This window comes from Streptosporangium sp. NPDC048886, assembly GCF_055586905.1.
In genome coordinates, this window is sequence record NZ_JBVJHH010000009.1 from 168,346 (window position 1) to 193,203 (window position 24,858).

General features: G+C 72.9%; 21 protein-coding genes. 9 read left to right on the forward strand and 12 right to left on the reverse strand.

Annotation, left to right across the window (positions count from 1 at the left end; genetic code table 11):
- Nucleotides 1-152: 152 nt before the first annotated feature.
- A complete protein-coding gene (locus ACZ6R6_RS13405; protein WP_470093045.1) occupies nt 153-2,225 on the forward strand; it encodes a DNA gyrase/topoisomerase IV subunit B in 2,073 nt (690 codons plus the stop codon).
- A 394-nt stretch (nt 2,226-2,619) separates the two neighbouring features.
- Here the strand turns inward: ACZ6R6_RS13405 and ACZ6R6_RS13410 are convergent, their stop codons facing one another.
- The gene (locus ACZ6R6_RS13410) at nt 2,620-3,117 is read right to left on the reverse strand and encodes a beta-class carbonic anhydrase (protein WP_470093047.1); all 498 of its coding nucleotides are present in this window, start codon (nt 3,115-3,117) and stop codon (nt 2,620-2,622) included.
- Nucleotides 3,118-3,288: 171 nt separating this feature from the next.
- Here ACZ6R6_RS13410 and ACZ6R6_RS13415 point away from each other — a divergent pair, with 171 nt between their 5' ends.
- Together ACZ6R6_RS13415 and ACZ6R6_RS13420 are read left to right on the forward strand one after the other, a co-directional pair.
- Nucleotides 3,289-3,606: a hypothetical protein gene (locus tag ACZ6R6_RS13415; protein WP_470093049.1), complete on the forward strand. Its 318-nt coding sequence runs from the start codon at nt 3,289-3,291 to the stop codon at nt 3,604-3,606.
- 77 nt (nt 3,607-3,683) lie between these two features.
- Nucleotides 3,684-4,049 carry a VOC family protein gene (locus ACZ6R6_RS13420; protein WP_470093051.1) on the forward strand — a complete coding sequence of 122 codons (366 nt, stop codon included), beginning with the start codon at nt 3,684-3,686 and terminating at the stop codon, nt 4,047-4,049.
- A 30-nt stretch (nt 4,050-4,079) separates the two neighbouring features.
- On the opposite strand, the gene ACZ6R6_RS13425 is transcribed toward ACZ6R6_RS13420, so the two are convergent.
- The 6 genes from ACZ6R6_RS13425 to ACZ6R6_RS13450 all read right to left on the reverse strand — a co-directional run bounded on the left by ACZ6R6_RS13425 (nt 4,080) and on the right by ACZ6R6_RS13450 (nt 10,262).
- Entirely contained in the window at nt 4,080-4,685 is a 606-nt protein-coding gene (locus ACZ6R6_RS13425; protein WP_306866881.1) for a response regulator transcription factor, read from the reverse strand.
- Nucleotides 4,682-5,788: a sensor histidine kinase gene (locus ACZ6R6_RS13430; RefSeq protein WP_470093053.1), complete on the reverse strand. Its 1,107-nt coding sequence runs from the start codon at nt 5,786-5,788 to the stop codon at nt 4,682-4,684. Before ACZ6R6_RS13430 ends, ACZ6R6_RS13425 begins: the two co-directional genes overlap by 4 nt.
- A 10-nt stretch (nt 5,789-5,798) precedes the next feature.
- Nucleotides 5,799-6,185: a hypothetical protein gene (locus ACZ6R6_RS13435; protein ID WP_470093055.1), complete on the reverse strand. Its 387-nt coding sequence runs from the start codon at nt 6,183-6,185 to the stop codon at nt 5,799-5,801.
- Nucleotides 6,182-6,616 (reverse strand): hypothetical protein, encoded by a 435-nt coding sequence (locus tag ACZ6R6_RS13440; protein WP_470093057.1) that lies wholly within the window; start codon nt 6,614-6,616, stop codon nt 6,182-6,184. The genes ACZ6R6_RS13435 and ACZ6R6_RS13440 overlap by 4 nt, the downstream gene beginning before the upstream one ends.
- Before the next feature lie 235 nt (nt 6,617-6,851).
- Nucleotides 6,852-9,347 carry a DNA gyrase/topoisomerase IV subunit A gene (locus tag ACZ6R6_RS13445; protein ID WP_470093059.1) on the reverse strand — a complete coding sequence of 832 codons (2,496 nt, stop codon included), beginning with the start codon at nt 9,345-9,347 and terminating at the stop codon, nt 6,852-6,854.
- 333 nt (nt 9,348-9,680) lie between these two features.
- Nucleotides 9,681-10,262, reverse strand: a complete 582-nt coding sequence (locus ACZ6R6_RS13450; protein ID WP_470093061.1) for a GNAT family N-acetyltransferase — start codon at nt 10,260-10,262, stop codon at nt 9,681-9,683.
- 291 nt (nt 10,263-10,553) lie between these two features.
- On the opposite strand from ACZ6R6_RS13450, the gene ACZ6R6_RS13455 reads away from it, so the two are divergent.
- Nucleotides 10,554-11,375 carry a TauD/TfdA dioxygenase family protein gene (locus ACZ6R6_RS13455; RefSeq protein WP_306866897.1) on the forward strand — a complete coding sequence of 274 codons (822 nt, stop codon included), beginning with the start codon at nt 10,554-10,556 and terminating at the stop codon, nt 11,373-11,375.
- A gap of 131 nt (nt 11,376-11,506) precedes the next feature.
- The gene (locus ACZ6R6_RS13460; protein ID WP_470093217.1) at nt 11,507-13,576 is read left to right on the forward strand and encodes a RecQ family ATP-dependent DNA helicase; all 2,070 of its coding nucleotides are present in this window, start codon (nt 11,507-11,509) and stop codon (nt 13,574-13,576) included.
- 79 nt (nt 13,577-13,655) lie between these two features.
- On the opposite strand, the gene ACZ6R6_RS13465 is transcribed toward ACZ6R6_RS13460, so the two are convergent.
- Together ACZ6R6_RS13465 and ACZ6R6_RS13470 are read right to left on the reverse strand one after the other, a co-directional pair.
- Nucleotides 13,656-14,702: a magnesium transporter CorA family protein gene (locus tag ACZ6R6_RS13465; protein ID WP_470093063.1), complete on the reverse strand. Its 1,047-nt coding sequence runs from the start codon at nt 14,700-14,702 to the stop codon at nt 13,656-13,658.
- 238 nt (nt 14,703-14,940) lie between these two features.
- Nucleotides 14,941-15,834 (reverse strand): carbohydrate kinase family protein, encoded by an 894-nt coding sequence (locus ACZ6R6_RS13470; protein ID WP_470093065.1) that lies wholly within the window; start codon nt 15,832-15,834, stop codon nt 14,941-14,943.
- Between the two features lie 175 nt (nt 15,835-16,009).
- On the opposite strand from ACZ6R6_RS13470, the gene ACZ6R6_RS13475 reads away from it, so the two are divergent.
- From ACZ6R6_RS13475 to ACZ6R6_RS13490, 4 genes are all read left to right on the forward strand, one after another.
- On the forward strand, nt 16,010-18,628 hold the full coding sequence (locus ACZ6R6_RS13475; protein ID WP_470093067.1) for a bifunctional acetate--CoA ligase family protein/GNAT family N-acetyltransferase: 2,619 nt from the start codon (nt 16,010-16,012) through the stop codon (nt 18,626-18,628).
- 280 nt (nt 18,629-18,908) lie between these two features.
- Nucleotides 18,909-19,499 carry a DUF5998 family protein gene (locus ACZ6R6_RS13480; protein ID WP_089207763.1) on the forward strand — a complete coding sequence of 197 codons (591 nt, stop codon included), beginning with the start codon at nt 18,909-18,911 and terminating at the stop codon, nt 19,497-19,499.
- On the forward strand, nt 19,496-20,611 hold the full coding sequence (locus ACZ6R6_RS13485) for an alkaline phosphatase family protein (protein WP_470093069.1): 1,116 nt from the start codon (nt 19,496-19,498) through the stop codon (nt 20,609-20,611). The genes ACZ6R6_RS13480 and ACZ6R6_RS13485 overlap by 4 nt, the downstream gene beginning before the upstream one ends.
- Nucleotides 20,608-21,420: a sulfurtransferase gene (locus tag ACZ6R6_RS13490; RefSeq protein ID WP_470093071.1), complete on the forward strand. Its 813-nt coding sequence runs from the start codon at nt 20,608-20,610 to the stop codon at nt 21,418-21,420. The genes ACZ6R6_RS13485 and ACZ6R6_RS13490 overlap by 4 nt, the downstream gene beginning before the upstream one ends.
- Here ACZ6R6_RS13490 and ACZ6R6_RS13495 read toward each other — a convergent pair.
- The 3 genes from ACZ6R6_RS13495 to ACZ6R6_RS13505 are packed head-to-tail and all read right to left on the reverse strand — an operon-like array spanning nt 21,360 to nt 24,829.
- Entirely contained in the window at nt 21,360-23,795 is a 2,436-nt protein-coding gene (locus ACZ6R6_RS13495) for a CHAT domain-containing protein (protein ID WP_470093073.1), read from the reverse strand. The genes ACZ6R6_RS13490 and ACZ6R6_RS13495 overlap by 61 nt on opposite strands.
- Nucleotides 23,796-24,260, reverse strand: a complete 465-nt coding sequence (locus tag ACZ6R6_RS13500; RefSeq protein ID WP_306866947.1) for a hypothetical protein — start codon at nt 24,258-24,260, stop codon at nt 23,796-23,798.
- Nucleotides 24,257-24,829, reverse strand: coding sequence for an RNA polymerase sigma factor (locus ACZ6R6_RS13505; protein WP_470093075.1), 573 nt, complete (start codon nt 24,827-24,829; stop codon nt 24,257-24,259). Before ACZ6R6_RS13505 ends, ACZ6R6_RS13500 begins: the two co-directional genes overlap by 4 nt.
- Nucleotides 24,830-24,858: the final 29 nt, after the last annotated feature.

The following is a 24,858-nucleotide window of genomic DNA, read 5'->3' on the forward strand; positions in this document are numbered from 1 at the left end:
ACCCCCCGCTACGCCGAGAGCGGAAAGTGTCCGAAAGTAACGGCGGGCACGCCGGAAGTAACGCTGTTGGGACCCTGATGGCAAGCTTGTACGCGCCGCGCCGGGAAGAACGGTAGGCTGCGCACACGTGTTCGAGCAGAGTGGGAGTGGGTGTGACCGCAGTTAGCGTGGAGGCGGGTTATACAGCCCGTCATCTGTCGGTTCTGGAGGGTCTCGAAGCCGTCCGCAAACGCCCGGGCATGTATATCGGGTCCACCGACAGTCGCGGTCTCATGCACTGTCTCTGGGAGATCGTGGACAACGGGGTCGACGAGGCCCTGGCCGGTTACTGCACCCGCATCGAGGTCGAGCTGCACGCCGACGGGTCGATCGAGGTCCGTGACAACGGCCGCGGCATCCCGGTGGACATCGAGCCCAAGAGCGGCCTGGCCGGAGTCGAGCTCGTCTACACCAAGCTGCACGCGGGCGGGAAGTTCGGCGGCGGCTCCTACGCCGCCTCCGGCGGCCTGCACGGCGTCGGCGCCTCCGTGGTCAACGCCCTGTCGTCCCGGCTGGACGTCGAGGTCGACCGCGACGGCCAGATCCACGAGATGAGCTTCCGCAGGGGCGTCCCCGGCGTCTTCGACGGCGACGGGCCCACCGCCAAGTTCAAGAAGAAGTCCGGCCTGCGCGACGGCGGCAAGCTCACCCGCAAGGTGACCGGCACCCGCGTCCGCTTCTGGGCCGACCGCCAGATCTTCCTGCCTGAGGCCGAGGTCTCCCTCGACGAGATCCACGTCCGCCTCCGCCAGACCGCCTTCCTGGTCCCCGGCCTCACCCTGGCCGTGCGCGACAGCCGCGGCGAGGAGGTGACCGAGGATGAGTTCCACTTCGACGGGGGCATCTCGGAGTTCACCGAGTTCCTCGCCCGCGACGAGGCCGTCTGCCAGGTGCTGCGGCTGCAGGGCGTCGGCCACTTCCACGAGACCGTGCCGGTCCTCGACGACCTGGGGCATATGACCCCCACCGAGGTCCAGCGCGAGCTCACCGTGGACGTCGCGCTGCGCTGGGGCAAGGGCTACGACAACACCGTCCGCTCCTTCGTCAACGTGATCGCCACCCCCAAGGGCGGCACCCACGTCAACGGCTTCGAGCGCGCCCTGGTCCGCACCCTCAACGAGCAGCTGCGCGAGACCCGCCTGCTGAAGAACGGCGACGCCCCGGTCACCCGGGAGGACATCCTGGAGGGCCTCACCGGCGTGGTGACCGTCCGGGTGCCCGAGCCGCAGTTCGAGGGGCAGACCAAGGAGGTTTTGGGCACCGCGGCGGCCTCCCGGATCGTCGCCCACGTGGTCTCCCGCGAGCTCAAGGAGCTGTTCGCCAACCCCTCGCGCGTGCTCAAGCCGCAGCTCCGGGCAGCCCTGGAGAAGATCGTCGCAGCCGCGAAGGCCCGCATCGCGGCCCGCGAGCACCGCGACAACCAGCGGCGCAAGACCGCCCTGGAGAACTCGGCGCTCCCGGCCAAGCTGGTCGACTGCCGCAGCGACGACGTGGACCGCAGCGAGCTGTTCATCGTCGAGGGCGACTCGGCGCTGGGCACCGCCCGCGCCGCCCGCGACTCGGAGTTCCAGGCGCTGCTGCCGATCCGCGGCAAGATCCTGAACGTGCAGAAGGCGTCCGTCGCCGACATGCTCAAGAACGCCGAGTGTGCCGCGATCATCCAGGTCATCGGCGCGGGCTCGGGCCGCTCGTTCGACATCGAGGCCGCCCGCTACGGCAAGGTCATCCTGATGGCCGACGCCGACGTGGACGGCGCGCACATCCGCTGCCTGCTGCTGACCCTGTTCCATCGCTACATGAAGCCGATGGTCGAGGCCGGCCGCGTCTTCGCCGCCGTCCCGCCGCTGCACCGGATCGAGGTCACCAACCCCGGCCGCGGGCAGAGCAAATACGTCTACTGCTACTCCGACGCCGAGCTGCACCGGGTCCTGCGTGACCTGGAGCGCCGCGGCAAGCGCTGGAAGGACCCCGTGCAGCGCTACAAGGGTCTGGGTGAGATGGACGCCGACCAGCTGGCCGAGACGACCATGGAGCCCCGGCACCGGACTCTGCGCCGGGTCAGGATCGAGGACATCGAGGAGGCCGAGCGCATCTTCGCTCTCCTGATGGGCAGCGACGTGGCCCCGCGCCGGGAGTTCATCGTGGGCAGCGCGGCCGAGATCGACCGCGACCACATCGACGCCTAGGTCACCGGCCCGCAGGCCCGCCCGCCCGGTCACCGGCCCTTCAGGGCCTGTCCGGCGGGCGGCCCGCCCCTGGTCGTCCTCACCCGGCGGCCGTCCCGGCCGGGCGTCACCACGGGCTCTGGAGTGCAACGGTCGCCGACCGCCCCCGCCCCGCCCCCGCGCCGGTGACCGGTACGGCCATCGGCCGCCTGGGGCGCGCCGTCAGCGATCGGTACGGCCATCGGCCGTCCCCTGCGCTGTTCAGTGATCAGTACGGCCACCGGCCGTCTTCGGCGGCCGGTGAGGCCGCCGGCCGTCCCTCCGCGCCGTTCGGTGACCGGTACGGTCGCCGAACGGCGGGTCCGTGCCCATGCCGGGCCCCCGGCGCGTGGCGGGCTCCGCCGGGGGCGGGGCGTCAGGTCAGGTCGACCGGCTCGAGCTTGCCGGTGCGCACGTCGTAGATGGCGCCTCCGATGGCCAGGTCCCGCGGAAGGAACGGGCTGGTCCTGATGCGCGTCAGGTCATGGCGCAGGGCGGCGTCCTGGTCGGGGACGGTGTGAAACTCCAGGCTCCGGGTGTCGACGCCGTGCTGGGCGGCGAGCTTGTGCACGTCGTCGTCGGTGCTCTTCGCCATGCCGCAGTCGGTGTGCGGCATGACCAGCACCCGTTCCACGCCCAGCAGGTAGACCGCCAGCACGAGCGTCCGCAGCACGTCGTCGGTGACCCGGGCTCCGGCGTTGCGCAGGATCTTGGCGTCGCCCGGCTTCAGGCCGAACACCCCCAGCGGGTTGATCCGGGAGTCCATGCAGGTCACCACCGCCAGACCGCGCGCCGCCCTACCGGTCAGCGCCGAGTCGGTGAACGTGGCGGAGAACTCCTTGTTCGCGGCCAGCAGGTCATCGAAGGCACTCACATGAATATCCCTTGCTCGACGGTAGCGGTATCAACGAATCAATGATCCTGCATGCCCGTTTCGTGGATGTTTCCGGGGGTCATGCCGGCGCGACTTCGGGAAGATCCCACAATTGGCCCTCACTATGAGTGATGATGTCGTGACGTGAAGTGCGGCAACCTGGAGAGGGTCATGAGCAGGATCGAATCCCTGGCCGAATATCTGCGTGCCGAGGGCAGGCGGAAGCTGGACCGGGTGGAGGTCCGCGACGGGGGCCGCAACGCCCGCTCGGCGCTCGCCCTGCTCGACGCGGCGGCCTACACCCAGTCGCTCGACGACGACGATCCGCTCCTGGCGGTGCTCATGGAGGCCGGATGCTACGGCCCGCACGGCTTCGACGACTTCCAGCCGGACGGGCGGGTCACGGGGCTCGTCCGTTCGTGGGAGTCCGGCGAGCCCTGGCAGCTGCTGATGGCGATCCGGTCCGCACTCCAGGGCTCAATGGCCTGACCCGGGCGGAATACCGCTGAGATCCCGGGGGACACTGTCATCGGCTTCATGATGGTGTCGTCATTGAGGAGGAAATCGTGGCAATCGCGCGGATGCGGTCAGTCGTCCTCGACTGTCCGGACCCCAAGCGTCTCGCTGACTTCTACAGCGAGCTCCTGGGCTGGGAGATCACTTCCGTCGAGGACGACTGGGTGGTCGTCACCAACGGGCAGCCAGGACGGCTCTGCTTCCAGCTCGCCGAGGACCACCAGCCGCCGGACTGGCCCAACCCCGACCGGCCCCAGCAGCTGCACCTGGACCTGACGGTGGACGACCTCGACACGGCCGAGGCCGAGGCCCTCGCGCTGGGCGCGGTCAAACACCGGTACCAGCCGGGCGAGAACGACGGGTTCCGCGTCTTCCTCGATCCGGCCGGACATCCGTTCTGCTTCTGCGTGGACTAGGTCCCCGTCGGATGTGAGAAGCCGGCGGAGTCAGAGCCAGCCCTGGTCGCGGGCGAGCACGAACGCCTCGGCCCTGCTCGACACGCCGAGCTTGGTGACGATGGCGGCCATGTAGTTGCGCACGGTGCCGTTCGACAGGTGGGTGCGCCTGGCGATCACCGCGACCGGAGTGTCATACTCCGCCAGCCTCAGCACGTCGAGCTCGCGCGGCGTCAGCGGGCACTCCGGCGCGGTGAGCGCGTCCGCGGCCAGCGCCGGGTCGACGTAGCGGCCGCCCGCGTGCACCCGCCTTATCACGTCGGCCAGTGCCCCGCCGGGCGATCCCTTGGGCAGGAAGCCCTTGGCTCCGGCCTCCAGCGCCCGCTTGAGCAGGGGCGGCCGGCCGTACCCGGTGAGGATGACGACGGCGCAGGAGGGCAGCGCGGCGGCGAGCTCGGCGCTGACCTCCAGCCCGCCGAGCGCGGGCATCTCCAGGTCGACCACGGCCACGTGGGGGCGGTGGGCCAGCGCCGCCTCCACCGCCGCCCGGCCGTCGGCCGCCTGCGCCACCACCTCCAGGTCGCCTTCGAGGCCGAGCAGGGCCGCCAGCGCCGACCTGATCAGCTCCTCGTCGTCGGCGAGCAGGACCCTGATCACAGGGTCACCTCGAGCGTGAACACGCCGTCGTCGAGGCTGGTGCGGAGCGTGCCGCCCGCTCCGGTCAGCCGCTCGGCCATGCCGCGCAGCCCGGAGCTGTGGCGGTCGGGGGCCGTCGCGGTCGCGCCGTCGTTCGTCACGGTCATCCGCACCTCGTCGTCGTCGCGGGAGATCTCGATCCTGCACCAGTCCGCCCGGCTGTGCCTGAGCACGTTCGTGCTCGCCTCGCGCAGGACGTGTGCGAGCTGGGCGGCCACCTCCTGCGGCAGTTCGCCGCGCGGCTGGGAGGTGGTGCAGCGGACGCCGGAGGAGCTGAGCACCCGCTCGACCGCGGTGAGCTGGGCCCGCAGGTCCACCTGGCGGTAGCCGTGCACGGTCTGCCGCAGGTCGGTGAGGGCGGCGGCGGCCAGCCGTCGCAGGTCCGCGACCTCCTGCGCGGCGCGTTCGGGGGCCCGCTCGGCCAGCTCGGCCTTCAACGCGATCACCGAGAGATCGTGGCCGAGCAGGTCGTGCACGTCCCGCGCGAATCTCAGCCGCTCCTCCGCGGCGGCCAGCCTGGCCTGCGCGGCCCTGCCGTCCTCGGCCTCCAGCAGCAGGTTCCACAGCCAGACGTGCAGGCCGCTGACCAGGACGGTGGCGACCCCGCTCAGCGAGGTGACCAGCACGTACTCGTGGACCGGGCCGCCCAGCCACCAGCCGACCCCGGCGGAGACGGCCACGGCCGCCGCCATGACGGCGACGGCCACGGCGCGCCCGGCCAGCAGCGGCGCCGTGGCGAACACCGAGGCGCCGATCCATCCCCAGGTCTCCCACCGCCCGGCGCCGACCGGCCCGGCCAGCGGGATCGAGGCGAGCGTCGCGATCGCGAACGCGACGACCAGCCTCCTGTGCGTCTTCCCGGACAGCGCGGGCGTCACCGCGGCGTACAGCACCCCGGCCTGGGCGGCGGCGAAGGCCAGGACGGCGGCGGCGCCGAGTGCCGCTCTGACCGCGCTCGGCTCGCGCAGCAGCCCGGCTCCGGGCATGACCACGCCGGCCAGCACGGTCATGCTCAACGTGGCCAGCGTGGCGATCCTGGCCCGGCGCAGCCGCCTCTCCCGCACGGGCGCGATTCTAGGCCGCGACATCCTGTCCTCTCCGTACGGCCAGCGTCGTGAGAGCCGGCACGACCACGTAGCCCGGTGCGACGGTGGCGAAGTAGGCGCCGACGTCGAAGGGGACCATCAGGTAGTGGCAGAGGTCCATCACGATCAGGACGGCGGTCCACAGCAGGCCCAGCAGGAGGCCCTCGGCCGTCGAGGCTCCGCCGGCCCTGCGCAGGTAGTGCAGGGCGAGGCCGAGCACGATCGTGACCAGGGCGCCCGTCTTCAGCGTCACGAACAGCGCCGTCCCGGTGGCGGCCTCCGGCAGGGCCTCGGCCGCGCCGACCACCAGGGAGACCCAGACCACCCAGGTCGTCAGTCCGTACAGGACCGCTCGTACGGGGAGTCGCATGGTCACGTCACCGGGAGGAACAGGAGCGAGGCGCCGACCAGGAGGTCGATCCATATGCACCACTCGGCGTACCAGCGGGGCACGACCCGGCCGGCCCTGAGGTGGGCGGCGTCCCAGACGGCGTGGGCCAGCCAGCCGGCCGCGACGACGTAGCGGCCGACGTCGGGATCGGCGACCAGCGCGATCACCGCCAGCAGGATGTACGCCAGCAGCCCGGCGCCCTGCAGCGTCAGCACGCCGGGCCTGCGCAGCTCGCCGCGGGCGGCGCCGAAGGCCAGGTAGGCGAGCGCCAGGAGCGGCAGCAGCCAGGTGGTGTCGTCGCCGGGGCGCCAGCTGTCGGTGGTCAGGAACATGAAAAGGCCCATGGCGAGGCCGGCCAGCGTGGGCCAGCGCCGCCAGATCGCGGCGGCGGGGCGGAGAGCGGGTGTGTCGTCCATGTCTCAACGATCGGGCGGCCGCCGCGCAAAGGGCAGATGCGGAACGCACGGACCGGCCGTGCGTTCCGCATGCCCGGCCGGGACCGGAGCCGGCCGGCCCGGTCGGGGCCGAGCGCCCGTGGGGCCCCTCAGGGACGCGCGGGTCCCGAGAGGCCCTGTCGGGCCACCTGCTCGGCCGGCGCGGCGTCGCGTCCGGTGAACGCGGGTCCTGAGAGGCCCCGCGGGGCCCGGAGGGTCACTGTCCGGACGGAGCCGGATCTCCGGCGGCCGGCTCCTGGCCGGACGCGCCGAGGGCGCCGCCCACCGCCGCCACCGTGTGGGTGAGACGGACGCCGGAGCCGTCACGGCGGCCCAGCTCCTCGGGGAGCGGGACCGGCTTGCCGACGGTGGAGACCGCGCGGGCCGGCGCGGGACCGGCCCAGGCGAGCAGCAGCACGTCTTCGCCCTTGAGGAAGCGCTGGACCCGGACGCCGCCGGTGGCGCGGCCCTTGGCCGGATATTCGGCGTAGTCGGAGACCTTCGCCCCGCCGATCTGGGTGCCGGGCAGCGCGGTGGAGGATCCCGCGATCGTCACGACCCGGGACTCGCGTGCCGGGTCGACCACGCCGAACCAGATCACCGTGGCGCCGCCGTCCAGTCGGACGCCCGCCATGCCACCCGCCGGACGGCCCTGCGGCCGGACGTTGGCGGCGGGGTAGCGCAGCAGCTGGGCGTCGGAGGTGATGAAGACCAGATCGTGCTCCTCGGTGGTCAGCTCCACCGCTCCGACCACGGTGTCGCCGTCCTTGAGCCCGATGACCTCGAAGTCGTCGCGGTTGGCCGGATAGTCGGGGACGACCCGCTTGACCACGCCCTGCGCGGTCCCCAGGGCCAGGCCGGGACCGTCGGGGTCGAGCGAGCCGATGCCCACGACCGTCTCGTCCGGGGCGAGGGTGACGTATTCGGAGACGGGGTGTCCGCCGGACAGCGACGGCGGGTTGGCCGAGGGGGGCAGCGTCGGCAGGTCGACCACCTGGATCCGGATCATCCGGCCCTGGTTGGTGACCACGCCCACCTCGCCCCTGACCGTGCTGTTCACCACGGAGATCAGCACGTCATGGGCCGAGCGCTCGCCCTCGCCCGCCAGCGGGGAGGCGTCGGCCGTACGGGCCAGCAGGCCGGTCGAGGAGTAAAGCACCAGGCACGGGTCGTCGGCCACCTCCAGGGGAGCCGAGGCGTTCCTGGTGATGCCGGAGGACTCCAGCAGCACCGTGCGGCGGGGCGTGCCGAAGGTCTTGGCGACCTGGGCGAGCTCGTCGGAGACGACCTTGCGGAGCTTGTCCTCGGAGGACAGGATCGCGGTCAGCTCGGCGATCTCGCTCTCCAGCGTCTCCTTCTCCCTGTCGAGCTCCAGCTTGTCGAAGCGGGTCAGGCGGCGCAGCGGGGTGTCGAGGATGTAGCCGGCCTGGATCTCCGACAGCTCGAAGACCTCCATCAGCCGCTCGCGGGCCTGGGCCGAGTCGTCCGAGGAGCGGATGACCTGGATGACCTCGTCGATGTTGAGCAGGGCGATGATGAGGCCCTCGACGAGGTGCAGGCGCTCCTCGCGCCTGCGGCGGCGGTAGGCCGAACGGCGGCGGACCACGTCGAGGCGGTGGTCCACGTAGACCTGGAGCAGCTCGCGCAGGCCGAGCGTGCGCGGCTGGCCGTCGACCAGCGCCACGTTGTTGATGCCGAAGGTCTCCTCCATCGGCGTCAGCCGGTAGAGCTCCTCCAGCACGGCCTCGGGGATGAAGCCGTTCTTGATCTCGATGACCAGGTTGAGGCCCTTGTGCCGGTCGCTGAGGTCCTTCAGGTCGGAGATGCCCTGGAGCTTCTTGGCCGTGACCAGCTCCCTGATCTTGGTGACCACCCGCTCGGGGCCCACGTTGAAGGGCAGCTCGGTGACGATGATGCCCTTGCGCCGGGGGCTGACCTGCTCCACGGAGCACTTGGCGCGCATCCGGAAGGTGCCGCGGCCCTTGGCGTAGGCGTCGCGGATGCCGTCGAGGCCGATGATCGTGCCGCCGGTGGGCAGGTCGGGGCCCGGGACGAACCGCATCAGGTCGTCGAGCGTGGCGTCCGGCTTCTTGATCAGGTGGCGGGCCGCGGCGACGACCTCGACGAGGTTGTGCGGCGCCATGTTGGTCGCCATGCCGACCGCGATGCCGGTGGCCCCGTTGACCAGCAGGTTCGGGAAGGCCGACGGCATGACCGTGGGCTCGGTCTCCTGGCCGTCGTAGTTGGGCTTGAAGTCGACGGTGTCCTCGTCGATCGACTGCACCATGGCCATGGCCGCGGCGGCCAGCCGGGCCTCGGTGTAACGCATCGCGGCGGGCAGGTCGTCGGGGGAGCCGAAGTTGCCGTGGCCGTCGATCAGCGGCAGCCGCATCGAGAACGGCTGGGCCATGCGGACCAGCGCGTCGTAGATGGCGGTGTCACCGTGCGGATGCAGCTTGCCCATCACGTCGCCGACGACCCGCGATGACTTGACGTGTCCCCGGTCGGGCCGCAGGCCCATCTCGCTCATGGAATAGAGGATGCGGCGCTGGACCGGCTTGAGGCCGTCCCTGGCATCGGGCAGCGCGCGCTGGTAGATGACCGAGTATGCGTATTCGAGGAAGCTGGTGCGCATCTCGGCGGAGACGTCGATGTCGACGATCCGCTCCTCGAAGTCCTCGTCAGTCGGGGGTGTGGTCGTCCGTCGGGCCATCTGATTTCCTGCGCGGGCACCTCGGCCTTCAGACCGAGAGGGAAGCGCATCCTCCTTCTGTCTTCGTGGTGTGACGGTGGTCCTCGGCTCGCTGGAGGAGCGTCGGGTCGGTGTGCGGGGTATCGGTATATCCCGTGCCGGTGGCGATGCGGTAGCGTACGGCGACGCGTCCTGTGCGCTCACGCACGGGGAACGGAGTCATCGAAGGCGCCTCCTCGATGATGACGGGGCTGATCCGCGGGCTCAACCCCGATCGGCGTGACCGGATGCTGTGCCACGATTCGTTACGATACTCACGCCGTCCGACACTTCCGGACCGTCTGTCAGGATCGTTCAGGCGCCGGGCGTGCGAGGCCCGGCCCCCGGCCACGGGCCGGGCACGGGCCCCTCATACTCGTCTCCGGGGGCGTTCAGCTTGGTGTCGAAGACCCGGAACCCCCGCGCCCGGTAGTTGGCGAGCGCGACCGGGCTGTCGAGGGAGCAGGTGTGCAGCCACACCCGCCGGGTGGGCTCCCGCTCCGGCTGCCGCTCGGCCAGGTCCCAGGCGCGGGCCGCGCCGGTCTCCAGCAGGTGGCCGCCGATGCCCCTGCCGATCGCCCAGGGCAGGAGGCCGAAGCAGGTGATCTCGACCGAGGCGTCGTCGCCGGGCATGAGCTCGACGTAGCCCGCCGGGGTGCCGCGGTGATAGGCCACCCAGGTCTCCACGCCGCGCTCCAGCCAGTCGGCCCACTGCTGCCAGGTCCACGGCAGCCGGTCGGTCCAGTGCCAGTCGCCGCCCACGGCCGTGTTCAGGAAGCGGCTGAACTCGGGGGAGGCGACCTCGGCGCGCACGATGTCGACCTCGATCGCCGGCGGCTTCGCGGGGAGCAGGTCGGAACGCGAGGTCTGTTCGAGGTACCACGTTGTGACGTCCATATGAGATGCATCAAACCACGGTGGCGAGCGTGGCCGGTCCGCCCGCTCCCGCCGGGAACGGCCGCCCGTTCACGTCCGGTCCGTCCGGCCGCTCCCGCCGGGGCCGCCCGGCCGCTCCCGGCCGGTCCGTCCGGCCCGGGCGGGAGTGATCCCCGGCGCCTTCTCCCCGGCCCGGGCGGAGCATATGCTTGACCAAGCGGTTGCTTGATAGGCGCGGTCGGGCGACGCTCGGAGCAAGGGGCTGCGGCCCCTGTGATCGACATGCGGCCACAACGGAGGGGCGTCCACAAGATGATCGAGTTCAGGCCCGTCACCAGGCACATCGGCGCCGAGGTGAGCGGTGTCGACCTGCGCAAGCCACTGTCGGAGGGCGAGGTCCAGGAGATCCGCCGGGGCTGGCTGGAGCACAAGGTCCTCTTCTTCCGCGACCAGCACATCAATGACGAGGAGCACATCCGCTTCGCCGAGAACTTCGGCTCCATCAACCACCCGGCCTTCAAGAAGGACAGCGGCACCCCGATCCACATCCTCGACCAGACCGATCCCAAGGGGGAGGGCGGCGACGAGTGGCACAGCGACAACACCTTCGAGCCGGTCCCGCCGATGGGCTCGCTGCTGCGCTGCGTGCAGCTCCCCAGCGTCGGCGGCGACACCCTGTTCGCCAACACCTATCTGGCCTACGAGACGCTCTCGCCGCCCATCCAGCGGCTCTGCGACGAGCTCACCGCGATCCACGACATCACGGCCTCGATGAAGAAGGCCATCTCCAAGGGCCATGACTTCGACCTGGCCGAGATCCAGGCCAAGTGGCCGCCGATCGAGCGTCCCGTGGTCCGGGTCCACGCCGAGACCGGGCGCAAGGCGCTGTTCGTCAACCGCTCCTCCACCACCAGGCTGGTACAGCTGTCCGACCGGGAGAACGAGGCGCTGCTGCCGTATCTGATCGACCACATCCGCTCACCCGAGTACCAGGTCCGGCTCAACTGGCGGCCGGGCACCCTGGCCTTCTGGGACAACCGCAGCACCCAGCACTACGCGGTGGCCGACTACACCGAGCGCCGCCGCATGCACCGGGTGACCATCAACGCCTTCCCGGAGCACCTGGACCGCTGACCGGCCCACCGGCGGGGGCGCGGGACCGGCCGCGGGCGGGCGCCGGCACGTGATCCGGTACGGCCCGCGGGCCGTACCGGAGTGAAACAGTCACCGGGACCTGGTACCAATGACCGGTGAGCGAAGAGCAGATGCTGCGCGAAGAGGCCGAGGGGCGGCTGCGGGCCCTGGCGGGCGAGCACGCCCGGCTGCGCGAGGACCAGTGGGCGGCCATCAAGGCGCTGGTCATGGACCGCCGCAGGGTGCTCGTGGTGCAGCGGACCGGCTGGGGCAAGTCGGCGGTCTACTTCATCGCCACCGCGCTCCTGCGCGAGCTGGGCGAGGGGCCGACCGTCATCGTGTCGCCGCTGCTGGCGCTGATGCGCAACCAGATCGCCGCCGCCGAGCGGGCCGGGATCAACGCGGTCACGATCAACTCGGCCAACCCCGAGGAGTGGGAGCAGATCTACGGCCAGGTCGCCGAGGGCATGGTCGACGTGCTGCTGGTCAGCCCCGAGCGGCTCAACAACCCCGACTTCCGTGACCAGGTCCTGCCCGAGCTGGCCGAGAGCGCGGGCCTGGTCGTGGTCGACGAGGCGCACTGCATCTCCGACTGGGGCCACGACTTCCGCCCCGACTACCGGCGGCTGCGCACCATGTTCGAGGAGCTGCCCGAGGGCGTGCCGATCCTGGCCACCACCGCCACGGCCAACGCCCGGGTCACCCGCGACGTCGCCGAGCAGATGGGCGAGGAGACACTCGTCCTGCGCGGGGCGCTGGAGCGCGAGAGCCTCCACCTGGGGGTCGTCCGGCTGCACGGCGCCGAGCAGCGCCTGGCCTGGCTCGCCCGGACCCTGCACGAGCTGCCCGGCTCCGGGATCGTCTACACCCTCACCGTCGCCGCCGCCCAGGAGATCGCCGCCTATCTGCGCGAGCAGGGGCACGAGGTGGCGGCCTACTCCGGGCAGACCGAGCAGGCCGAGCGGCTCGCCGCCGAGCAGGCCCTGCTCGACAACAAGATCAAGGCGCTGGTCGCCACCTCCGCGCTGGGCATGGGATACGACAAGCCCGATCTCGGCTTCGTCGTCCACGTCGGCGCGCCGCCGTCGCCGGTGGCCTACTACCAGCAGGTCGGCCGGGCGGGGCGCGGGGTCGAGCGGGCCGAGGTGATCCTGCTGCCCGGCGCCGAAGACCGGGAGATCTGGGCCTACTTCGCCTCGCTGGCCTTCCCGCCCGAGCCGGTCGTGCGGACCGTGCTCGCCGCCCTCGAAGAGGGGGGCGTGCTGTCCACGGCCGCGCTGGAGAACAGGGTGGACCTCAGCCGCACCCGGCTGGAGACCATGCTCAAGGTGCTCGACGTGGACGGCGCGGTGCGCCGGGTCAAGGGCGGCTGGGAGGCCACCGGCGAGACCTGGGGCTACGACGCCGACCGCTATGCCCGGGTCGCCGCCGAGCGCGAGGCCGAGCAGCGGGCCATGCTCGACTATCTCGACACCGCCGAGTGCCGGGAGATGTTCCTGCGCCGCCGCCTGGACGACGACACCGCCACCCCGTGCGGGCGCTGCGACAACTGCACGGGCGCCCACCGCTCGCCCGAGGTCGAGGCGCGGGCGGTGGAGCACGCCGCCGAGAGCCTGCGGCGGCCCGGGGTGGAGATCGAGGCGCGCAGGCAGTGGCCGACCGGGCTGACCGACCTCAAGGGCCGGATCAAGCCCGAGCTGGGCGCCGAGCCCGGCCGCGCCCTGGGGCGGCTGACCGACATCGGCTGGGGCAACCGCCTGCGCGGCCTCCTCGCCGACGGCGCCCCCGACGGCCCGGTGCCCGACGACGTCTTCGCCGCGATGGTCAAGGTGCTGTCGTCGTGGGAGTGGGCCCAGCGCCCGGTCGCGGTGGTCGCGATGCCCTCCGCCGCCCGTCCCAAGCTGGTCCGCAGCCTGGCCGAGCGGCTGGCCCAGGTCGGCCGCCTGTCCTATCTGGGCGACCTCGGATACCGCTCGGGCCCGCCCGGCCGCCAGTTCAACAGCGCGCAGCGGGTCCAGGCCGTCCGCGGCACGCTCGCCATGCCCTCGGCGCTCGGTGCCGCCATCGCCGGGGCGGGCGGCCCGGTCCTGCTGGTCGACGACCGCGTCGACACCGGCTGGAGCATGACGCTCGGCGCCGCCATGATCCGTCACGCCGGGGCCCCCGCGGTGCTGCCGCTCGCCCTCGCGGTGACGAGCTAGGCGTGCTGCCCGGGCACGCCGGTGGCGCGGCCGGCGGGTGGGAGACCCCCGAGCGCGGCGCCTCCCCGGTCCACGGCGGTCACAGCCACCCCCGCCGCCTGAACACCACGTAGAGCACGGCGGATCCCAGCACCATCAGGACCAGCGCCAACGGGTAGCCGGCGATCCAGTGCAGCTCCGGCATGTGGACGAAGTTCATGCCGTACACGGTGCCGATGAGAGTGGGGGCGAAGAAGATCGCCGCCCACGCGGAGATCTTCTTGATCTCTTCGTTCTGGGTGTAGCTGGCCTCGGTCAGGCGCTTGACCTCCGCGTTCTGCGCCTGGCCGACCAGCGCGGCCTTGATGGTGAGGGTGGTCTGGTAGAACTCGATCACCCCTTGGAGATACTCCCTCTCGCCGTCGGCCAGGCTGCGGATCCGGTCGAACTGGTCGGCGATGTCGACCACCAGCCGTCGTCCTTCGGGGGAGACACGGGTGAGGTTGGTCATCCTCCCGTAGATCGCGCCGCCCAGCGCGCCCATGGTGCGCACGGCGAGCAGGCCGTGGCGGGCACGGAACAGCTCGTTGAGGAACTCCTCGGGATCGCCGACCCGTCCGCCCGTGACCCGCTGCTCCAGCCGCCACACGTCGCTCGTCACCGTCTCCACGTAGTCCTCCTGGTTGCGGATCAGGGCGGAGACGATCGCGTACGACAGTTCGGACGGCGTGGCGGGGCGCAGGCGCCCGGCCACGATCCGGGTGAGCACCGCGCGGGTCTCACGCAGGGCGATCCCCGGGTCGACCGCCGGGTTGATCGGTCCGTGGACGGTCACCACGTAGTTCCGGCCGATGAACTGGTCGAGCTCGATGTAGTGCACGTGGCCGCGCTCGCCCCGTGCGGGGGCGTGCAGGACGACGAACGTGTGGTCCGGGTAGACGTGCACCTTGGGCACACGGTTACGCCCGACGCAGTCCCGGACCGCCATCGGATGGAAGCCGAACACCTCCGACAGCACGCGCGCGGCCTCCTGGTCGCAGCCGGGGATGTCCACCCAGACCAGGACGTCCTCACGGTCGAGCAGCGCCGCCAGTTCTTCGACGGGACGTTCCTCGACCCCCTCGTTGCCGACCAGGTGAACGTCCATCCTGCTCACATCCCTCACCGGTGCCAGCTCGGGCCGGTCGGACCGGCGCCGCGGGCTGACTGCGTCCCGTTGACTCCGATCGTGTCAAGAGCCGTCCGCGCCCCTGCGACCAGGGACTTCACATCGGTGTCCGGCCTTCGCGGGCGGCCCGGCGCCGCCCCTGCCCGGGGCGGGGGGCGTCCTGCCGGTCGTGCCCTACCGGGGCAGGACGGCTCCCGCCACGGCGGGCCGTACGGAGTCAGAGGCGGGGGCGGGCGCCCAGGTGGGAGATGGCCCTGGAGGCCAGGCGGCAGCCGGAGGCGAGGGCGTCGGCGGGGGGCTTGCCCTCCAGCCAGGCCGGCAGGAAGCCGGCGGTGAAGGCGTCACCGGCGCCGGTGCCGTCGACCACGCGCTCCACGGTCTCGGCGGGCACCTTGACCGGCTCGGTGCGGCTGTTGGTATACCACAGCGCGCCCTCGTCGTTGAGCTTGACCACGACCTGGGGGAACCAGGCGGTGAGCACCTTCGCGGCGGCGGCGGGCTCGTCACGGCCGGTCAGCACCTTGGCCTGGTCGGCGTTGGCGAACAGCAGCTTGGCGTTCTGGGTCCATTCGAGGAACGGCTCGGCCCCGGTCCGCTCCAGGGGGGCGGAGGAGGAGCAGTCGACCGAGACGGACATCCCGGCGCGGCGGGCCATCTCCAGGGAGGCGAGGCCGGCCTCACGGGAGCCCTCGTTGATCAGGGTGTAGCCCGACAGGTGCAGGTGACCGCCCTGGGTGAACAGGTCGCGGGGCAGGTCCTCGGGCGACAGGGCGGCGTTCGCCCCCGGGTCGGAGAGCATGGTGCGCTCGCCCTTGTGCGTGACGAGCACCACACAGGTGCCGGTCGGCCGCTCGGGGTCCATGACGAGGCGGGCGTCGACGCCGTAACCCATCAGCTCCATGTCGCGGTTGCGCCCGGTGATGTCGGCGCCGCGACGCCCGATGAAGGCCACCTCGGCGCCCTCGACGGCGAGCCAGGAGGCGATGTTGGCGCCCGAACCCCCGCCGTGCATGGTGACGATCGCCGGTGTGTCGCTGGCCCTGGCCAACGGGTAGCGAGCCCGTGCGACCGCGTCGGTCATGAGATCGCCCACCACGACCACCCGCGTCATGATGTCACCACCTTGCTGCCTTCGATGCCGACGTGCCTCTAGCCGCGAAAAACTTAACAGCTTCAGGCCAGCGTATGGGGTCCGGACCGGACACGGGACCGTAGTCGATGCACAAGCGTTGTGGGAACATGCCCGGCCTGTCCGTCATGTGGGATCCACGTTTACTCTCGGGACTGTGGAGGTTTCTCAGTATCCCGCTCACTGGGAGGCGGACGTCGTCCTGTCGGACGGCGGTACCGCCCATGTGCGCCCGATCCGGCCCGCCGACGCCGACCGGTTGCGCTCCTTCTACTCCAGGCTGTCCGAGGAGTCGATCTACTTCCGGTTCTTCGGCCCCCGGCCCCGGCTGTCGGACCGTGAGATCACCCGGTTCACCAACGTCGACTACGTGGACCGCGTCGCGCTGATCGCGACGATCGGCACGGAGATGGTGGCGGTGATCCGCTATGACCGGATCGAGCCGGGAGAGGCGGAGGTCGCCTTCCTCGTCGAGGACGCCCACCAGGGGCGGGGGGTCGCCTCGGTGCTGCTGGAGCATCTGGCCGCGACCGCCCGGGAGCGGGGGATCGCCCGCTTCGTCGCCGACGTGCTGCCGGCCAACCAGAAGATGATGGCGGTGCTCAAGCAGGTGGGCTACACCGCGCAGAGCCGCTTCGCCGACGGCGTGGTCCGGATGACCCTCGACCTCACCCCGACCGAGACCGCCCAGGAGGTGACCGCCTCCCGCGAGCACCGGGCCGAGTCCCGCTCGATCGAGCGGCTGCTCTCCCCGGGTTCGGTGGCGGTCGTCGGCGCGGGCCGCGAGCCGGGCGGCGTCGGCCAGACCGTCCTGCGCAACCTGCTCGGCGCGGACTTCACCGGCCCGGTCTACCCGGTGCACCGCGAGGCGCGGGCCGTCGCCGGGGTGCGGGCCTACCCGAGCGTGACGGCCATCGACGGAGAGGTCGACCTCGCCGTGCTGGCCGTACCCGCCGACGGGGTGATCGAGGTGGTGAAGGAGTGCGCGGAGAAAGGCGTGCGCGGGCTGATCGTGGTCTCCTCCGGGTTCGGCGAGACCGGCCCCGAGGGGCGGGCCAGGCAGGATGAGCTGGTCCGCATCGCCCACGCCTACGGCCTGCGCGTCGTCGGCCCCAACTGCCTCGGCGTCGCCAACACCGATCCGGCGGTCCGGCTGAACGCCACGCTCGCCGCGACCATCCCCGGGCGGGGCCGGGTCGGGTTCTTCAGCCAGTCCGGCGCCCTGGGCACCGCCCTGCTGCAGCGGGTGGCCCAGCGCGGCATGGGCATCTCCTCGTTCGTGTCGGCGGGCAACCGCGCCGACGTCTCGGGCAACGACCTGCTCCAATACTGGGAGGAGGACCCGCAGACCGACGTGATCCTGCTCTACCTGGAGTCGCTGGGAAACCCCCGCAAGTTCGCCCGCCTGGCCAGGCGGATCTCCCGGCGCAAGCCGATCGTGGTGGTCAAGAGCGGCGGCACCACCCAGGGCGTGCCCACCGGCCACGCCGCGCCCGTGCTCGGCCTGCCCGACACCGTGTTGAGCTCGCTGTTCGAGCAGGCCGGGGTGGTCCGGGTCGACGACCTGATCCAGCAGTTCGACGTGGCGCAGCTCCTGGCCTACCAGCCGCTGCCCGCGGGGCCCCGGGTCGGCCTGGTGAGCAACTCCGACGCGCTGGCGCTGCTCGCGGCCGACGCCTGCGTGCGGGCCGGGCTGGAGCCCGGCACGCCGGTCAACCTCGGCGCGCGGGCGGGGGCCGCCGAGTTCGGCACGGCCCTGGCCTCGCTGATCCCGGGCGTGGACGCGGTGGTCGCGATCTACATGCCGCCCATCCCCGGAGGGGCCGACGAGGTCGCCGCCGAGCTGCTGCGGGTCTCCCACGACTGCGGCAAGCCGGTGCTGGCCACCTTCGAGGGCAGGATCGGCATGCTGCCGGAGCTGCGGGTCGGCGCCGTCCCCGAGCGCGGGTCGATCCCGTCCTACCCGGCGCCGGAGGAGGCGGTCCGCGCGCTGGCCCATGTCGTACGGCACGCGCACTGGCTCAAGCAGCCCGCCGGCCTCCAGGAGGAGATCGAGGGCGTCGACACCGCCGCGGCACGGCGGCTGGTGCTGTCCGGATTGGGGGAGGAGCCGGCCGAGATCGAGGCTTCGGAGCTGCTCGCCTGCTACGGGCTGACCGTGTGGCCCGCGGAGGTGGTGGGCTCGCCTGAGGAGGCCGTCGAGGCGGCCGGGCGGCTGGGCTGGCCGGTGGTGCTGAAGGCCGCCGATCCCGAGGCGGCCAAACGCGCGGGCACGGTGCGTCTGGGGCTGTCCGGCCCCGACGGGGTCCGGGAGGCCTTCGCCGGCCTGCGGGAGCAGCTCGGCTCCGACGCCGTGCTCGCGGTGCAGCGGATGGTCCCGCAGCCCGCGGTGCCGACGGTGGTCGGCGTCGTCGAGGACTCCGCGTTCGGGTCGGTCGTCTCCTTCGGGCTCGGCGAGGTCACCGCGCGGCTGTTGCGCGATGAGGTCTACCGGCTCGCCCCGCTGACGCGTGAGGACGCGGCGGCCCTGGTCAGGGCACCGCGCGCGGCGCCCTTGCTCTTCGGCGAGTACGGCTACCCGCCGGTGGCGGTCGAGGCGCTGGAGGACCTGCTGGTCCGGGTCGGACGGCTGGCCGACGACCTTCCCGAGGTGGCCAGGCTCGATCTCGACCCGGTGCTGGTCGGGGAGGCCGAGGTGATCGTGCTGGGGGCGCGCGCGGTGCTGAGCAGCCCGGTGGGGCCGCGGCTCGACGGCGGGCCGCGCCGTCTCGGCTGACGCCGCCCCGGCCGGACACGCCCCGGCGCCGGCCTGGACGCGATGAAAGGCGCCGGGCCGTGATGAAAGGCGCCCGGGGCGTGGTGAAAAGCACTCGGGCGGCCGGGGAGTGGTGAAAAGCGCCAGGGTGGCCGGAGAACGACAATTGACCACGGAAATTTGAATTGAATGCCGGTGGCGCGTAAAAGGGCCACGGCGCGCCGGGTCACGATTTGCGCCGATGGCCGAACCGCGTGCGCACAGGGTGAAAGCGCTGCCCCGGACAGGGCAGGATGGACCCATGAGGGAAACCCGACTCTCGGCCGCCGGCCTGCGCGACGCCATCGACCGCAGTGGCTACTATCCCGACCTGGTCGCCGACGCGGTCGAATCCGCTTTGGGCAAGGAGCAGGTGGGCGCCTACGTGGTCCATCACGAGGCCACCTTCGACCCGGCCATGGAGGTGCGCCGGCACGTCACCGTCCTGGTGCTCTCACCCACCCGGCTGCTCGTCTGCCACACCGACGAGCACCCGCCGGTGGAAGGGGTCTCGGCCTCCCACGCCTCCACGACCACCGAGGCCGTACGGCTCAGCCGCATCCAGTCGGTGGCCGTCACCCGGGTCGTCCCCGACCCCGCCTCCTACGTGCCCGGCGTGCCGCCCACCGAGGTCACGCTCACCATCGGCTGGGGGGCCATCTCCCACGTCGACCTGGAGCCTGCCACCTGCGGCGACGAGAACTGCGAGGCCGACCACGGCTACACCGGCGCCATCACGGCCGACGACCTCTCCCTGCGGGTGAGCGAGGCGGCGGACGGGCCCGAGGCCGTCTCGCACGTGCTGGCCTTCGCCAAGGCGCTGTCGGAGGCCACCGCGCGCGCCGCCTCATGAACCCCCTGGTGCCCGCCTACGGCGCGGCCTCGCTCGCCGACCTGTCCTCCTCCCTCCTGGCGGCCCTGGGAATGGGGGAGGGCAACCCGCTGGGGCTCGCGCCGGCCGGGCGCGTCCTGGTCTTCCTCGTCGACGGCCTGGGGGCCGAGCTGCTCCGGGCCCATCCTGAGACGGCCCCGTTCCTGTCGGCCCGGACCGGCCGGGTGCTCACCGCGGGCTTCCCCGCCACCACCGCGACCAGCCTGGGCACGCTGGGCACCGGCCTGCCGCCGGGCGAGCACGGCATGCTCGGCTACCAGCTCGCCGTGCCCGGCGCGGGCTACCTGCTCAACTGCCTGCGCTGGACCGCCCCGGGCCCGCTGGTCCCTCCCGACGAGTGGCAGCCCACCCCGACGGTCTACGAGCGCGCCGCGGCGGCCGGGATCGCCGTCGGCTACGTCGCCCCTTCGAAGTTCGAGCCCACCGCCTTCAACCGGGCCGTCTACCGCGGCGTGAACTTCGTCGGCGCCGACGCGGTCGACGACCGGATCGAGGGCGTCCGCCGGGCCCTGGCCGAGCCCCGCTCCCACGTCACGGTCTACTACGGCGATCTCGACGCCATGGGCCACCTGACCGGTTGGGGCACCCCGCAGTGGCTGGAGCAGCTCGCCCTGGTCGACCGGATGGCCGAGCGGCTGGCGGACGCGCTCCCGCCCGGCTCGGCGATGTACGTCACGGCCGACCACGGCATGGTCAACATCACCGAGCGGATCGACGTGGACGCCGTCCCCGAGCTGCGTGCGGGTGTCGCCCTGCTCGGCGGCGACTCCCGGGCCCGGCACGTCTACGCCGGTCCGGGCGCGGCGGCGGCCGTGCTCGGTGCCTGGCGTGACATCCTGGCAGGTAAGGCGTGGGTGGTCTCCCGCGAGGAGGCGGTCGAGTCGGGGTGGTTCGGGCCGCGGGTGCGTTCCGAATGGCTGCCCCGGATCGGCGACGTCCTCGCCGTCCCCTACACCGACTGCGCTATCGTCGCCTCGGTCGCCGAGCCGCTCGAGGCGTCGTTCACCGGCTGCCACGGCTCCCTGACACCCGCCGAGCAGCACGTTCCTCTGCTGGAGGTAAGCACCCGATGACCCCGCTGATCACCCCTGCCGACCTGGCCGATCTGGCCGAGGTGACGGTCCTGGACGTGCGCTGGAAGTTCGGCGGGCCACCCGACGTCGACTCCTACCGCGAGGGGCACGTCCCCGGCGCCGTCTTCTGCGACCTCGACGCCGACCTCGCCGCCGCGCCGGGGCCGGCGGGCCGTCACCCGCTGCCCTCCGCCGAGCGGTTCCAGGAGGCCATGCGCCGCCTGGGCGTGTCCGGCTCCCGGACCGTCGTCGTCTATGACGGGGCCGACTCCACCGCCGCCGCCCGGGCCTGGTGGGCGCTGCGCCACTTCGGCCACCCCGACGTCCGGGTCCTCGACGGCGGACTGCGCGCGTGGACCGCCGCGGGACTGCCCGTCTCCGAGGGGGAGGAGACCGCCCCGCCCGGTGACTTCGTCGCACGCCCGGGCGGGATGCCCGTGCTCGACGCCGAGCAGGCCCTGGAGCTCGCCTCCGACGGGGTCCTCCTCGACGCCCGCGCCGCCGAACGGTATCGGGGCGAGGTCGAGCCGATCGACCCCGTCGCCGGGCACATCCCCGGCGCGGTCAGCGCTCCCACCGGTGAGAACGTCGACCCGTCGGGCCGTTTCCACCAGCCCGACTTCCTGCGCGAGCGCTTCAACACTCTCGGCGCCGTCCCCGGCGTGCGGGTCGGCGCCTACTGCGGCTCCGGCGTGACGGCGGCCCACCAGGTGCTGGCCCTGGAGGTGGCGGGCATCCCCGCCGCCCTCTACGTCGGATCCTGGTCCAACTGGGTGGCCGACCCCTCGCGGCCGGTGGCCACCGGCTGATCTCCATACCCGAAGCAGACGAAGCCGGCCACTCCGGTCTTCCCGCCCGCCGCCGCCAGCGCCCGGGCGGGCGGGTGGCCGGCGGCCAGCAGCTCGTGGAAGACCGTCATCAGCGTCAGGGTCTCCTCATCGCGCACCGGGACCAGACTGGCCACCACGCACTGCGACCCCAGCGACAGGAAGGCGCCCGCCAGCCCCAGCGGCGCCCCGTCGGCCGGAGCGTGCGCCATGCCCGCCTCGCACGCCGACAGCACCACCAGCCGCGGTGGCGTGCGCAGCCGTAACAGGTCGTAGGCCATCAGGGGGCCGTCGTCGAGGTCGAGGCTGGACAGCAGCGGGCTGCGCGGGGAGAACATCCCGTGCGCGGCCAGGTGCGCCACCTCGGCCCGCTCCAGCGCCGCCATCACCTCCGCCCGCAGCGCCGTGACCCGACCGGCCCCCGGGTGGCAGCCGCCGACCATGTCCGCCTCCGCCTCCGCGCACCGCAGTCCGGGGCCGGCGACCGCCACGATCCCCCCGTCGCGTACGGCCCGCATCCGGTGGCCGGCCAGCCAGGCGGCGGCGCCGGAGGTCACGGTCACCGGGCGGTCGGCGTTCATCGGCAGGATCGGCCAGGGCAGGGTGTGCAACGGCCCGGTCGGCACGATCACCAGCGGCCGGTCACCCAGCCGGCCGCGTAGCGGGCCGAGGAGCAGCCGCTCCAGCAGCGCCGCCTCCCCGGCCAGCTCCGGCGCCCGCCCGTCGAGCAGATGCGTCCGGCGCAGGCCGTACCGGATCCTGACGGTGGCCTCGGCGACCGCGGCGAAGGGACCGAGGTGGCGCAGCACGACGCGGTCCGGGGTGACCGCGACGGCGACCAGCTCACCGGCGTGACGGACGTATTCCACCAGCGCCGCCTCCCCGAGCGCGGCGCGCAGCTCCGCCACGCCGGGCGCGACGGGCCGCCCGGCGCCCCCGGCGACCGCCCGCCACCGCTCCGCCCAGGCCAGGACCGTACGGCCCCGCCCGGTCTCCAGGGCCAGCGCCAGCCCGAGCCCGGCCAGCGGCTCGCCGGTCCTGACGGCATGGGCGCGCACCATCGGGTCTCCGAAGGCCGTCACCCCGGCGCCCACCTCCGCCAGCCCGGCCCGGACCGCGGCGAAGGCCCCGCGCCGGTCGCCCGCCAGCGCCCGCCGCAGCGCCGTAGCCTGCCGGGAGACCAGGTCCGGGCCGGCCGAGACGAGCCGGGCGAGCTGCTCGCCGGCGGCCGGACGGTCATCGAGCCGGAGCGCGACCTCGGCGGAGGTGAGCCTGAGCGCCCTGGAGAGATGCCGGTGGCCCGCGGCGTCGAGGCCGGCGGCGCAGGCGAGCATCTCGGCCAGCAGCTCCGCGCCGGGCGGGCCGAGCATGAGCCGGGCGCGCAGGAGGATCTCGGTGGCCAGCGGTGCCAGGACCGTCCGGCCCTGCGCGGCCAGATCGGCCGCGGCCCGCTCCGCGCTCTGCCGGGCGCGGTGCGGGTCGCCGGTGCGCAGCTCGGCCCGGGCGAGCAGGAGGCGGGCCTCGGCCAGGGCGACGTTCGCCCCCGCCGCGGCCAGCTCCGGCACCGCCAGGTCGAGCAGCGCCCGGGCCTCACCTGGCAGATGGGCGGCGATCAGCGCCTCGGCCAGGTCACAGCGCATCGTGGCCAGCCGCTCCGGGTAGCCGGACAGGCTGTTCTCCGCGCGGGAGTAGGCGGTGAACGCGGCCGGCAGGTCGCCGCGCCGCGCGGCCAGGAACGGCAGGTTGCCCTCGGCGAGCGCGAGCACGTGGTCCAGGCCCGCGCCCTTCGCGAGCTCCGCGCACCGGGTCAGGTCGGCCTCGGCCGCCTCGAACTCACCCAGGAACACCCGGGCCAGCCCCCGGTTCAGCACCGCCCCGGCCAGGAACCTGACGTCGCCGCCGAGGGAGTCCAGGGCGCGGTCGCAGTGGCCGACGGCTTCGGCGTAGCGGCCGAGACGGCTCAGCGCCACCGCCCGGTGGACGCCGAGCCTGGCCACCTCGACCGGGGTGAGATGCGGCTCGGCGGAGTCGGCGATGGCCAGCGCCTGCCGGGGATGGCCGAGCTCGGTGCGGACGTGGACCAGCGACAGGCGCGCCTGGGCGGCCCGGTGCGGCAGCCCCGCGCCGAGCGCGACGTCCACGGCCTGGCGCAGATGCTCCTCGGCCAGCGGCAGGTCACCCAGCTCGCGTGCGGCCACCGCCAGCGCCCGGTGGGCGACCGCCGCGGCCTCGTCACGGGGGTCGGAGGCCGCCACGCGGCGTAGCACGCTGTGCGCCAGCGCCCGGGCCCGTTCCGGGGCCCTGCCCGACAGGTCCAGCGCCTGCTCGGCGGCGGCGAGCGCGTCGTCGGCGGTCACCTACGGGCGGATCCGGGTCCAGCTGGTGGCCACGGGGGAGTGCTCCGGCCGGTGGCACACCACGCTGAACCAGCCCGGGGGCAGGCCCGTCACGGCGAACTGGCCCGTCGGGGAGAGCTCACGCGACTCGGTGAGGTGCAGGGTGCGCACCTCCACCCGGGTGCCGGCCTCCGGGCACGGGGACACCTGCCCGGCCAGGTCCACCAGGCCGTCCATGGCGGTGACCTCCAGGTCGACCGTCAGCTCGGCGGCGGTGAACCGGAGCAGCCGCGCCTCGTCGGCGGACCGGACGCCCAGCGGAGCGGGCGTGGGCACCGGCCGGGCCGTGGCGGCGCCGGGCAGCCGCAGGCCGAAGACCGCGCGGGCGGCGGCGGAGACGTGGGCGGGCACGGGGTCGTGGCCGGCCGTCAGGCGGAGCGCGGCGATGAGGGACTCATCGTCGATCGTGGGGGGATGTCGGGTCACGGTGTCGCCTCCTGGGCGGTGAGCATGGTGCGTAGCCGGTTCAGGCAGCGGCCCCGGGTGGGGCCGTAACTGCCCCTGGGCATGCCCAGGCGGCCGGCGAGCTGGTGGACGCCCGCCTCGGGCGAGGTGGCCATCAGCCGGAACAGTGAGCGGCAGGGCTCGTGCATCTCCTCGACGGCCCGCCACAGCCTGCGGCCCTCGTCGGCGGTCAGCACCGCCACCGCCGGATCGGGGTGGAGGTGCTCGGCCAGTGCCGGATCGGAGCGGGCGTGCTCGGCGTCGGCCGGGTCGGCGATCAGCCGTTCGCCCCGGTTCCGCCTGCTCAGGAGGGCGGCCTCGCGCTTGGCCGTGGTGAACAGCCAGGGGCCGATCCGGTCCGGGTCACGGATGGTGTGCAGGCTCTCGACGAGCCGCAGCCACGCCCCCTGCACCGCGTCGGCCGCATCCGCCGCGCTCAGGTCGTAGGCGCGCACGGCCGACCACAGCGGCCCCGAGAACCGGTTGACCAGCGCGTCCCATGCCGCCTGGTCGCCTGCCAGCGCGGCGTCGATCGCGTGCTGGTCACTCACGGGCGCCTCCAAGGCCACGACGGACACTC

Excerpts from the sequence above, each read along its gene's own strand:
- ACZ6R6_RS13415 (WP_470093049.1), top strand. The coding sequence starts at position 3,289 with ATGAGCAGGATCGAATCCCTGGCCGAATATCTGCGTGCCGAGGGCAGG.
- ACZ6R6_RS13440 (WP_470093057.1), bottom strand. The coding sequence starts at position 6,616 with ATGGACGACACACCCGCTCTCCGCCCCGCCGCCGCGATCTGGCGGCGC.
- ACZ6R6_RS13445 (WP_470093059.1), bottom strand. The coding sequence starts at position 9,347 with ATGGCCCGACGGACGACCACACCCCCGACTGACGAGGACTTCGAGGAG.
- ACZ6R6_RS13450 (WP_470093061.1), bottom strand. The coding sequence starts at position 10,262 with ATGGACGTCACAACGTGGTACCTCGAACAGACCTCGCGTTCCGACCTG.
- ACZ6R6_RS13455 (WP_306866897.1), top strand. The coding sequence starts at position 10,554 with ATGATCGAGTTCAGGCCCGTCACCAGGCACATCGGCGCCGAGGTGAGC.
- ACZ6R6_RS13460 (WP_470093217.1), top strand. The coding sequence starts at position 11,507 with ATGCTGCGCGAAGAGGCCGAGGGGCGGCTGCGGGCCCTGGCGGGCGAG.
- ACZ6R6_RS13465 (WP_470093063.1), bottom strand. The coding sequence starts at position 14,702 with ATGGACGTTCACCTGGTCGGCAACGAGGGGGTCGAGGAACGTCCCGTC.
- ACZ6R6_RS13470 (WP_470093065.1), bottom strand. The coding sequence starts at position 15,834 with ATGACGCGGGTGGTCGTGGTGGGCGATCTCATGACCGACGCGGTCGCA.
- ACZ6R6_RS13480 (WP_089207763.1), top strand. The coding sequence starts at position 18,909 with ATGAGGGAAACCCGACTCTCGGCCGCCGGCCTGCGCGACGCCATCGAC.
- ACZ6R6_RS13485 (WP_470093069.1), top strand. The coding sequence starts at position 19,496 with ATGAACCCCCTGGTGCCCGCCTACGGCGCGGCCTCGCTCGCCGACCTG.
- ACZ6R6_RS13490 (WP_470093071.1), top strand. The coding sequence starts at position 20,608 with ATGACCCCGCTGATCACCCCTGCCGACCTGGCCGATCTGGCCGAGGTG.